The organism is Microcoleus sp. S13C4 (genome assembly GCF_036700865.1).
Classification (GTDB): domain Bacteria; phylum Cyanobacteriota; class Cyanobacteriia; order Cyanobacteriales; family Microcoleaceae; genus Microcoleus.
This window is the reverse complement of sequence record NZ_JAUBPS010000056.1, coordinates 35,593-42,071: the sequence shown is the minus strand read 5'-3', so window position 1 is coordinate 42,071 and position 6,479 is coordinate 35,593. Positions and strand designations below refer to the sequence as shown.

At 46.7% G+C, this 6,479-nt stretch carries 5 protein-coding genes; 4 read left to right on the top strand and 1 reads right to left on the bottom strand.

Features of this window, described 5'->3' with window-relative positions; translation table 11 throughout:
• Positions 1-143: 143 nt before the first annotated feature.
• Complete coding sequence (mutT, locus tag QT996_RS21150; RefSeq protein ID WP_333048713.1) at positions 144-548, top strand: 8-oxo-dGTP diphosphatase MutT; 405 nt, start codon at positions 144-146, stop codon at positions 546-548.
• Positions 549-602: 54 nt separating this feature from the next.
• Here the strand turns inward: mutT and QT996_RS21145 are convergent, their stop codons facing one another.
• Positions 603-1,841, bottom strand: coding sequence for a histidine kinase (locus QT996_RS21145; RefSeq protein WP_333048712.1), 1,239 nt, complete (start codon positions 1,839-1,841; stop codon positions 603-605).
• Between the two features lie 88 nt (positions 1,842-1,929).
• On the opposite strand from QT996_RS21145, the gene QT996_RS21140 reads away from it, so the two are divergent.
• The 3 genes from QT996_RS21140 (at position 1,930) to QT996_RS21130 (ending at position 6,459) form a co-directional block, all read left to right on the top strand.
• Entirely contained in the window at positions 1,930-3,618 is a 1,689-nt protein-coding gene (locus QT996_RS21140; RefSeq protein WP_333048711.1) for a DUF2079 domain-containing protein, read from the top strand.
• Positions 3,619-3,868: 250 nt separating this feature from the next.
• Positions 3,869-5,056: a glycosyltransferase family 4 protein gene (locus QT996_RS21135; RefSeq protein WP_333048710.1), complete on the top strand. Its 1,188-nt coding sequence runs from the start codon at positions 3,869-3,871 to the stop codon at positions 5,054-5,056.
• A gap of 158 nt (positions 5,057-5,214) precedes the next feature.
• Positions 5,215-6,459, top strand: a complete 1,245-nt coding sequence (locus QT996_RS21130; protein ID WP_333048709.1) for an MFS transporter — start codon at positions 5,215-5,217, stop codon at positions 6,457-6,459.
• The last annotated feature ends 20 nt before the right edge of the window (positions 6,460-6,479 follow it).

Below are 6,479 nucleotides of genomic sequence, written 5' to 3'. Positions count from 1 at the left end.
TTAGATTTTAGATTTTAGATTTTAGATTTTAGATTTTAGATTTTAGATTTTAGATTTTAGATTTTAGATTTTAGATTAAATAATTATTGATATTATTCTTAAATTCCCCCTACCCAATTCCCAATACCCACTTCCCAATTAATATGTCTCTTTCTCCTTTGGCCCACAAAGTTATCGGCGTTGCTGCAATCTGGAACGATCGCCAACAAATTTTGATTGACAAGCGCCGACAACATGGACTGCACGGGGGTTTCTGGGAGTTTCCGGGCGGAAAAGTAGAGCCTGGGGAAACAATCGAAGCTTGCATAAAACGGGAAATTATGGAGGAGTTGGGGATTGTCGTAGAAGTTGGCGATCGCTTGATTACAATTGACCACGATTACACTAAATTTACAGTTAGACTATACGTGCACCACTGCCGCTACGTCAGTGGGGAACCGCAAACGATCGAATGCGATGAAATTCGCTGGGTGACACTCGACGAAATTGACCAATTTACTTTTCCCAAGGCAAACGCACAGATTATTGCTGCACTGCGGAAAAGTTGAGCTGTAATATCAAATTCGGTTGCTACGGACAACTGACAAATCTACAGCTAAGTTTTATTTTTGAACCGGCAGAGTAAAGTGAAAACAACTGCCTCTATCGGGTACAGAATCTACCCAAATTTGACCGTAGTGGGCGCGGATGATGCCTTGACACAGAGACAGTCCAATGCCGTAACCGTCTGTGGATTTATCTCGCTGCAAGCGAAAGCTGTCTTCAAAAATGCTCGCACAATCTTCTTCAGGAATTCCCGGGCCGCTGTTGCAAATGCTGACTTGAACTTTGTAAGCGGTGCGGTGGAGAATTGAAAGATTAACAGTTCCTCGGTCTGGGGTGTACTTGCTGGCGTTGTCAAGCAGGTTGACTATGACTTGTTTGATGCGATCGGGATCTGCATAAACCAAGGGCAAATCTGCGGGAATGTCTGTTTCTAAGTTCAGACTTTTCGCCTGAAATTTGTCTTGAAACTGCAAGATTACATCTTGACAAATCGCCCCCAGTTCGATTCTTTTTGGTTCAATGTGGAGTTGAGCGTTTGTACCCCGGGCTGCTTGCAGGATATCTGTAATCATACGATCGACAATTCGGATTTGGCGGCGGGCTTGTTTCATCAAATGAGCCGCCAGACTCGGTGTCAAACGCGACTTTTCCCCCTCTTTCACCTTCTGACTTGACTCCAAAGTCTCCAAAGCCAAAGATGCTGCCGTCAAGGGATTACGCAAGTCGTGAGCTAGCATCGCAATAATCCGGTCTTTCAACTGCAACTGCTCTTGCAGGTGTTCTTTTTCCTGTTTGAGGCGAAAAACTTCATCAGAAAGCTGCACAATTTCGGCGGCGCAAGCCACGGAATAGATGGTTTTTGGGTTAGTCAGGCTTTCCGCAAGTGCTGGGGCTGACTGCTGCTGAGCTGCGTATTCTTCTACAGAACGCTTCCAGCGGGGCCACCAGTGTTCTAGTTGGGCGATCAAATTGCTGCCGGCGAGAGTTTGTCGCGGCTCAGGATGAATTTTGAGCAGCGAGGGAGTGGCTACAAGTTTAAAGTGTTCGGCTAAATCGGGCTGTTCTCCTACGTCGATGATTTGAAGCTCAAAGTCGCACTCTGCCTTCAAATCCTTTAGGGACTTGCGGATGTGTCTGGTCTGTTCCCGGGAAGAGGAACGCTTGTCTACAAACAGCAAAAGCTGTAAAAGCGGTGCGGAATTGACCTGCTGTTCGGGAGAACAGTCAGTGCCGCTGGTGTCGAGTGTGGGATGGACGCTGTTGAGCTTTTCGATCGGGTGAAAATAATTGAGCATTGCCGAGCCGAGTTATTTCACTTCTACTTTAATTTAATACTTACTTTAGATTTATGCTATTGTCCGATAATTTCATTACGGCGGGCCGATGATATTTTTGAGATGGAAGAAAAATGAGTCGCTGCGGGTGGTGGTTCAAGTGGCGGCCGCCTTTTTTGTGCTGTGCCTGTTGCTGACGCTGCACCGCTACTACAGCTTTTACGCTACTTACGACCAAGGCATTTTCAATCAACTTTTTTGGAATGGCACTCGGGGTCACTTGTTTGAGAGTTCCCTCTCTTCGGCTTTGTCCACTAATGTGGTTCACCAAAATCAGCTCCCGTCCGTATCTTACTATCGGTTGGGGCAGCATTTTACCCCGGCGCTGATGCTGTGGCTGCCAATTTACTCCCTGTTTCCCTCGCCCGTCACTTTGACTGTGTTGCAGGTGACTTTAATTACGGCGGCTGGAGGAGTGCTCTATGCTCTCGCCAGACACTATCTGGAACCGAGGCTGTCGGCGACAATTGTTGTGAGCTATTACTGCGCTAACGCGGTTATCGGCCCGACTTTGGGCAATTTTCACGATATTTGTCAAATGCCGCTGTATGTCTTCGGCTTGCTGCTGGCGATGGAGAAGCGCTGGTGGTGGCTGTTTGGGATTCTGGCAACTTTAATTTTGGCCGTGCGAGAAGATGGGGGAGTTGTTTTATTTGGCGTTGGAGTTTACCTGATTTTGAGCCGGCGCTACCCTTGGACTGGTTTAGCTGTCTGCATACTCAGTTTTGGTTATATGATCGTCCTGACTAATCTGATTATGCCTTTGTTTTCTGCTGACATATCGCAGCGGTTTATGATGGAGCGCTTCGGTCAATATGCCGATGGAGATGAAGCTTCGACTCTTGAAATTATTTGGGGAATGGTGAGCAATCCCGGACGGTTGGTGGCTCAGTTATTTACGCCGTTTTTTGCTAAGATTAGATACCTGGTTGGCCAGTGGTTGCCATTAGCTTTGGTTCCTGCTTTCGCGCCTGCGTCTTGGATGATAGCTGGATTTCCGCTGCTGAAGCTATTTTTAGCGAAAGGAGAGTCGGTGCTGGCGATTAATATTCGCTATGCGATGACTGTGGTTCCAGGGCTTTTTTATGGGGCTATTCTGTGGTGGGCCGATCGCCAAAAGGAAGAAGATCAAATTAGAAGCGGACAAAAAACAATCTTGCGCTTTCCTTCTGCAATGTTTCCTTTCCCTTCTTCTTCAAAGTTTCGCCGCTTTTGGGCGTTTTGCATCTGTTTGTCGCTATTTTTTACCTTCACTTCTAACCCAAATCGGACTTTTTCTTTGATTTTGCCCGATGCGATCGACCCTTGGGTGCAGGTTCCTCTCGTCAGACAATGGCAGCACGTTTTGCAAGTGCGGCCGCTGTTGGCTCAAATTCCTGCTGATGCTAGCGTGGCAGCGACGAATACTATTGTGCCGATTTTGTCAAGCAGGCGGGAAATTCTCAGGTTTCCGATGTTTGAACTCCGCAATGATGCGGGGAAGGCAGTGAAGATGCAATATGTAATTGCCGATCTCTGGCAGTTACAGCAATATCAGGCTGCGTTTCGCGGGGAACGGGGACAGTTGCAGGAGATTGTACCGGCGATCGATCGAATGTCCAAATCTGGAGAGTACGGAATTGTTGGCTTTGAAGATGGCACGATTTTGATGCGTCAGGGTGCTGTTTCTAATTCTGCATCTGCTGCTGCTTGGACCCGTTTTCGCGGCGAATTAGAGCCGATTTTGAAGAAACCGTAAGCGGGTAGGCGCGATCGCCATTGCTTCCCTCAGTGGCTCAAATCTTGAGGAAACCTGTTTTTTTCAGGTAATGGCGATCAAGCAATTTCCTGCAAAAACGAGGTTTAGGCATGATTTTCCGTCTTTGTTGCTGTCAACAGTCAGGCATTGGGCCTAAACTTGCGAACCACTCAAATTTGAGGCTGGTTATTATACAATAAATCTGTTAATCCTAAACATTAAGATATATAAATTATTTGGAGGGAGAAAGATGAAAATTTTGGTATTGGCATGGGAGTTTCCTCCCAGAATCGTAGGCGGTATCGCCCGCCACGTATCGGAACTGTATCCTGAATTGGTAAAGCTGCGCCACGAAATACACTTAATTACAGTAGAGTTCGGCCACGCGCCTATGTACGAAGTGGTGGAAGGAATACGGGTGCATCGGGTGGTAGTGGGGCACGCCAGGGACTTTTTTCACTGGGTGGCGAACCTCAACCAAAGCATGGGCCACCAAGGTGGCAAACTGATGCTTGAGGAAGGCCCCTTTGATATCATCCACGCTCATGATTGGTTGGTGGGAGATGCGGCGATCGCCCTCAAGCATACCTTTAAAATACCGCTAATTGCCACCATCCACGCCACCGAATACGGCCGCTTCAACGGCATCCACAATGAAGGGCAGCGCTATATTAACGCCAAGGAAAACGACCTCGCTTACAACGCTTGGCGAGTAATTGTTTGCAGTGATTATATGCGGCGGGAAGCCGAACGGGTACTATCAACTCCGTGGAACAAAATAGATGTAATTTACAACGGAATTAGACCAGACAAAAAGCCCCGGTGGCACGAATTTGACGCGATGGATTTCCGCCGCAGGTTTGCTGCTGATGATGAGAAAATTGTCTATTATGTAGGAAGAATTAGCTATGAAAAAGGCATTGGTGTATTTCTAAATGCTGCACCTAAAGTAATTTGGGAAATGGGGGGTAAAGCAAAAATTGTAATTGTTGGTGGCGGCAATACAGACCATCTAAAACATTTAGCTTGGCATTTAGGAATTTGGAATAAGTGTTATTTTACTGGGTTCATGTTTGAGGAACATCTTGACAAATTCCAGACGGTGGCTGACTGCGCGGTTTTTCCCAGTCTTTACGAACCTTTTGGGATTGTAGCGTTAGAAAGCTTTGCTGCAAGAGTGCCTGTGGTCGTTTCGGATGCGGGCGGACTTCCAGAAGTGGTGCTGCACACTAAAACTGGCGTTGTTACTGAGGCAAACAATCGGGATTCTTTGGCCTGGGGAATTTTGGAGGTTTTGAAAAATCCAGGTTACGCGCAGTGGTTGCTTGACAATGCTTATCAGGATTTGGAACGCCGATTTAGTTGGCCGAAGTTGGCGATAGAAACCGAGTGGGTTTATGAACGGGTGCTGAAGGAAAGGGCTGAGGTTGATTGGTAAGAATGTTGACGGTTGACGGTTGACAGTTGACGGTTGACAGTTGACAGTGAGTCGAATATCAACTTTTTTGGTCCAAAGCTTAAGAATTTGTAACACAATGATAGAGACACTCGAACTTACTTTGAGTGCACTCGGAAGATTTAAAGGGAATTGGCATCTTGAATATTTTTAGGGACATCGATCCCCAACCCAGACGCAGCTTGCTGACTTTATTCACCGCAGGTCTGCTATTCTGGTCGAGTTTGGCTTCGCTGCTGCCAACTTTGCCGTTGTACGTTCAATCTGTGGGCGGCACAAAACAGCAAATTGGCTTTGTGATGGGTGCATTTGCGATCGGACTTTTGCTATCGAGGCCGCAGTTGGGTAAAATAGCCGACAGCAGGGGACGAAAACAAGTTTTGCTTCTAGGTGCATCAGTCGCTGCGATCGCCCCTTTGGGCTACCTGTTAGCTCAATCTATCCCCTTACTGTTACTTATCCGGGCTTTTCACGGCATTAGCATAGCCGCTTTTACCACAGCTTATAGCGCTTTGGTAACAGATTTTTCGCCACCAGGAAAGCGGGGCGAATTAATCGGTTACATGAGCTTGGTGAGTCCTATTGGTCTAGCAGTTGGGCCGGCTATTGGCGGATTTGTGCAAGTTTGGGTAGGTTACACTCCTTTGTTTGCGATGTCGGCGGCTTTCGCTGTAAGTGCTGTATTTTTCACCTGCAAAATTGCGGAACCTAATTTTGCAGATTTAACAAAATCGGACTCGCTATCGGAGGACAAAAATAGCCAAAAATACTGGAAAATGCTGTGGAATCCTAGAGTACGGATTCCGGCTTTAGTGTTATTGGTGGTTGGTTTAGTATTTGGAACTTTGAGCACTTTTATGCCTTTGTTTATCCAAGAAACCAAGGCTAATTTGAATCCGGGATTATTTTATTCTACGGCGGCTATCGCCAGTTTCGGTATGCGGTTAGTTACGGGACGGGCTTCGGACAAATACGGCCGCGGCTTGTTTATTTCTGGCGGCTTAATCTGTTATGCCGTATCTATGTTATTGTTGTATTTTGCTAACAACAGCAATGCTTTTTTAATAGCAGCTTTGGTTGAAGGTTGCGCCGGCGGTACTGTTTTGCCGATGATGGTAACGCTGATGTCGGACAGGTGCGAACCTCATGAAAGGGGTCGCTTGTTTTCCCTTTGTATTGGCGGATTTGATTTGGGGATTGCGATTGCTGGGCCGACTTTAGGCTTTGTTGCTGAACAAGTTGGCTACAGAAATATGTTTGGTTTTGCGGCTGGCCTCGCTGGCTTGGCTTTGCTGATTTTTATTACTCAGTCTAGCAAGGGCTTATCTAATTCGATGAAATTTGCGATCGGTCGAGGCAAAGATATTTATGCTTTGAATCGATGAGTTAGCAGAAAAACAGGCTT

Coding starts and splice junctions, on each gene's coding strand:
- QT996_RS21140 (WP_333048711.1), top strand. CDS start 1,930: ATGATATTTTTGAGATGGAAGAAAAATGAGTCGCTGCGGGTGGTGGTT.
- mutT (WP_333048713.1), top strand. CDS start 144: ATGTCTCTTTCTCCTTTGGCCCACAAAGTTATCGGCGTTGCTGCAATC.
- QT996_RS21145 (WP_333048712.1), bottom strand. CDS start 1,841: ATGCTCAATTATTTTCACCCGATCGAAAAGCTCAACAGCGTCCATCCC.
- QT996_RS21135 (WP_333048710.1), top strand. CDS start 3,869: ATGAAAATTTTGGTATTGGCATGGGAGTTTCCTCCCAGAATCGTAGGC.